5 protein-coding genes are annotated in these 3926 nt (G+C 73.3%); 3 read left to right on the forward strand and 2 right to left on the reverse strand.

Annotation, left to right across the window (positions count from 1 at the left end; translation table 11 throughout):
* Positions 1-423, forward strand: a 423-nt coding sequence (locus ESO86_RS12830; protein WP_129235377.1) for an MOSC domain-containing protein, incomplete at its 5' end; no start/stop codon positions are given.
* A gap of 8 nt (positions 424-431) precedes the next feature.
* Here ESO86_RS12830 and ESO86_RS12835 read toward each other — a convergent pair.
* Positions 432-1145, reverse strand: coding sequence for a hemerythrin domain-containing protein (locus ESO86_RS12835; RefSeq protein WP_129235378.1), 714 nt, complete (start codon positions 1143-1145; stop codon positions 432-434).
* Positions 1146-1286: 141 nt separating this feature from the next.
* The gene (locus ESO86_RS12840; protein ID WP_129235379.1) at positions 1287-1649 is read right to left on the reverse strand and encodes a winged helix-turn-helix transcriptional regulator; all 363 of its coding nucleotides are present in this window, start codon (positions 1647-1649) and stop codon (positions 1287-1289) included.
* A gap of 109 nt (positions 1650-1758) precedes the next feature.
* Between ESO86_RS12840 and ESO86_RS12845 the strand changes: the two genes are divergently transcribed.
* Complete coding sequence (locus ESO86_RS12845; protein WP_129235380.1) at positions 1759-2634, forward strand: SDR family oxidoreductase; 876 nt, start codon at positions 1759-1761, stop codon at positions 2632-2634.
* Positions 2635-2772: 138 nt separating this feature from the next.
* A complete protein-coding gene (locus ESO86_RS12850) occupies positions 2773-3828 on the forward strand; it encodes a DUF389 domain-containing protein (protein WP_207207121.1) in 1056 nt (351 codons plus the stop codon).
* The last annotated feature ends 98 nt before the right edge of the window (positions 3829-3926 follow it).

The raw sequence follows: 3926 nt of genomic DNA on the forward strand, positions 1-3926 counted from the left end.
CGGCCCGGCGAGGGGCTGAGCCTCGCCGACGCCGGGCCCCTGCTCCTCGCGAGCGAGGCGTCGCTCGCGCAGCTGGACGCCTGGACGCCCGACGACGTGCCGCCGCTCGACATCGTGCGGTTCCGCCCGAACGTCGTCGTCGACGGCGACGCGCCGTTCGCCGAGGACGCGTGGACCCGCGTGCGCATCGGCGGCGTCCGCTTCCGCTTCGGCGAGGTCTGCGACCGCTGCGTCATGACGACGATCGACCCCGAGACCCTCGCTCGCGGGAAGGAGCCGATCCGCACCCTCGCGAAGCACCGGAAGTGGGACGGCGCGACGTGGTTCGGCGTCCGCCTCATCCCGGAGCTCGACGGCGCCGGCGCGTCGGCCTCCGCCCACCGCATCGCGATCGGCGACGAGGTCGAGGTCGAGGTCGGCTGAGCCCGACCTCAGCCGGAGGTCTCGCCCCAGAGGGCCGCGCGGTTCGCCGCGTAGTCGCGGCGCCCGACGAACCGCCACGCGAGCCGCACCGGCGCCGGAAGGTGCTCGTGCAGCCACTCGTCGCCGCCGTCGGGCTGCGCGGCGAGGATCGCCCCGAGCTGCTGCCAGGTCCTGCCCTTCGGCGTGGCCTTCCTGCCGTGGACGCCTGCCGCGTCGACCTCCTTCTGGGTGAGCACGGTCTCCATGACCGGCACGATGGTCGACTCCTCGTCCGGGAGGTGGACGGCGAGCGCGCGGTTCACACCGTGGAGGGCGAGGAGCACCGGAGCGGCGTCGACGCTGCGCCCGCTCGATCGCCACGCCGGCAGCGCGGCGTCGAGCTCGCGGAGGTGCACGAGCATCTCGGCGTGCTGCGCCTTCATCCGCTCGACGTGGCCGGCGCACGCGGGCGCACGTTCGTCGAGCGTGTCCCACAGGTGGTCGTCCTCGAACTCGTGATGCGCGTGCAGGCTCCCCGAGATGAGCGAGAGGTGGTCGCCGACGACGTCGGCGTGCGCCGCGTCGGCCTCGGCGACCCGCACGACGAGCTTCGGCCCCTCGGCGAACTCGGACCGGAACATCCGGTGGATCTCGATCATGCCCCGGGCGTCGCAGGTCTTCGCCGACCCGCCGGGGCGGCCGCCCGGGCGGTCGCCGCTGGGCGGCAGTGCGGACGCGGCCATGTGATCCCCCGATCGTCGGCGACGGATGCTGCTGCGGGTGACGCTACGGCCCGAGCGCGACGCGGGCAAGCGGCCCGCCGCGCGACGGAGGGCCTCGTCGCGAACTCGCCGCGTCGGCTCCGATCGCGATCCCGGCACCCGTCAGCGCGCGACGATCCCGTCGGCGTGCGACGCGACCCACTCGACGAGCGGGAGCATCCGGTCCATCAGCTCGCGCCCGAGGTCGGTGAGCGAGTACTCGACGCGGGGCGGCACCTCGGGGTAGCTCGTACGGGAGACGAGCCCGTCGGCCTCGAGGGTCCGGAGCGTCGAGGCGAGCATCTTCTCGCTGATGCCCTCGACCTCTCGGCGCAGCTCGCCCCAGCGGAGCGTGCCGTCGGTGAGGGCGAGCAGCACGAGCACGCCCCACTTGCTCATGATGTGGTCGAGGACGACACGCGTCGGGCAGCCCTCCATGAAGACCTCGCCGGACGTCTCCCGGATCTGCGCAAGACTTACCGCCATGTGGGTACCTTACTTCAAAGTGGGTACCGCCGAAAGGGAAGGTATGCGGCATCCGCACGGTTGGCCTCGGTGAACCGACACCGTCGGAACCGATCGAACGGAGTTCCCCATGACCATCCTCGTCACCGCCGCCTCCGGCAACCTCGGCCGCCTCGTCGTCGAGGCGCTGCTCGCCCGCGGCGCCTCCCCCGCCGACGTGATCGCCGGCGCCCGCGACACGGCCAAGCTCGCCGACCTCGCGGCACGCGGCATCCGCACCGCCGTCGTCGACTACGACCGACCCGACACCGTCGCCGCCGCGCTCGAGGGCGTGGACGCCGTGCTGCTCGTCTCCGGCACCGCCTTCGGCGAGCGCGTCGCCCAGCACCGCACCGTCATCGAGGCGGCGAAGGCGGCCGGCGTCGCCAAGCTCGCCTACACGAGCGGCCCCAAGGCGTCCACGAGCGACCTCGTGCTCATGCCCGAGCACCGCGGCACCGAGGAGGTCATCGCCGAGGTCGGCGTCCCGGCCGTCATCCTCCGCAACAACTGGTACACCGAGAACTACGCGCAGGATGTCGCGATCGCGGCCGCGACCGGCGTGATCGCCGCCGCGACCGGCACCGGTCGGGTCGCGTCGGCACCGCGCCGCGACTACGCCGAGGCCGCAGCGGTCGTCCTCCTCGAGGAGGGGCACGTCGGCGAGGTCTACGAGCTCGGCGGCGACGAGCCCTGGACGTTCGCGGAACTCGCCGCGGCGGCATCCGAGGTGCTCGGCCGCGAGGTCGCGTTCGCCGACCAGACGCCGGAGGAGCGCATCGCCTCGCTCATCGAGGCAGGCCTCGACGAGGGCACGGCCGGCTTCGTCGCGGCGATCGACGAGGGCATCGCGCGCGGCGACCTCGCCGAGTCGGACGGGACGCTCGCGCGCCTCATCGGGCGTCCCACGACGCCGCTCGTCGACGCCCTCCGGGACCTCGTGGAGACGCAGCGCGCCGCCGCCTGAGCGCATCCGGCGATCGATGGCGAGGCGGATGCCGCGACACGAGCGGCCGCGGCCGACCGTGCCGCGGCATCCGCCACCGCCCGTCGTACGCTCGGCTGAGCACCGGGATCGCGCCCCGGTCGAGCCGAGGAGCCAGCCATGTCCCAGCCTCCCGCCGCGCAGCCGTCGCCGGAGCACGAACCCGTCTACCCGCCTCCGCCCTCCGATGCGCTGAACCGCATCGAGGACATGCGCGAGTCGGTGTTCCTGGACGGGCCGAAGCGCCGTCGCAAGATCCAGCGCTTCTGGATCCTGCTCTCGCTCTCGTCCGTGATCGCCGCGGCGGGCGTCGTGGGCGATTCGACGGCGACCGTCATCGGCGCCATGATCGTCGCGCCGATGATGCTCCCGATCCAGGGCACGATGCTCGCGACCGTGCTGGGCGACCGGCGCAACCTCACGCTGTCGCTGCTCATGATGATCGGCGGCGCGGCGGCCGCGATCGCGATCGGCTACGCGGTCGGGCTGCTCGCGGCGAGCCCGATCACCGAGCAGACGAACTCCCAGGTGGCGGCCCGCGCCACGCCGGGCCTCATCGACCTCCTCGCCGCGCTCGCGACGGGAGCGGTCGGCTCGATCGCACTCGTCCGCAAGGACATCTCCGACACGCTGCCCGGCGTCGCGATCGCGATCTCGCTCGTCCCGCCGCTCGTCGTGGTCGGCATCGCCGCCGAGTCCGGCGACTGGGGCAGCTCGATCGGCTCCCTCATCCTGTTCATCGCGAACGTCGCGGCGATCCTCGGCACCGGCGTGGTGATCATGGCCGTCTACCGCGTGCAGCGATGGGGACGCATCGGGCACCAGCCCCCGCCCCCGGGGACCAAGACCGTGAACCGCAAGCGGTCGAACCTCGCGATCGCGGGGATGCTCGTGCTGGTCGCGATCCCCCTGACCGTGTCGACCTGGATCACGACGACCCTGAACACGCAGCAGGCGACGATCACGCAGGCGGCGAGGGCGTGGGCCCTGACGAGCGACCTCGACGTGATCTCGGTCGACTACGTCTCGGCGCTGTCGTACCTCGTGCGCATCACCGGCGGCGACCAGGCACCGGATGTCGCGGACCTCACCGACCGGCTGACCACGGCGGGGGTCGACCCGTCGACGGTCGACGTCGAGTGGATCCCGTCGGTGCGGATGAACGCCGGGGGCTGAGGCCGCATCAGTGCGCGCTGCGCGCCCGACCGAACTGGAGTCGGGCGAGCAGGCCCGCGCCGCGGGCGCCTCGGCCGGGTGCGGCGACGGCCCCGGCG

Origin of the sequence: Agromyces binzhouensis, assembly GCF_004135055.1 — a bacterium.
Classification (GTDB): Bacteria; Actinomycetota; Actinomycetes; order Actinomycetales; family Microbacteriaceae; genus Agromyces; species Agromyces binzhouensis.

Bases quoted from the DNA above. Each gene is read 5' to 3' on its own strand.
- ESO86_RS12835 (WP_129235378.1), bottom strand. From the start codon at position 1,145: ATGGCCGCGTCCGCACTGCCGCCCAGCGGCGACCGCCCGGGCGGCCGC.
- ESO86_RS12845 (WP_129235380.1), top strand. From the start codon at position 1,759: ATGACCATCCTCGTCACCGCCGCCTCCGGCAACCTCGGCCGCCTCGTC.
- ESO86_RS12850 (WP_207207121.1), top strand. From the start codon at position 2,773: ATGTCCCAGCCTCCCGCCGCGCAGCCGTCGCCGGAGCACGAACCCGTC.
- ESO86_RS12840 (WP_129235379.1), bottom strand. From the start codon at position 1,649: ATGGCGGTAAGTCTTGCGCAGATCCGGGAGACGTCCGGCGAGGTCTTC.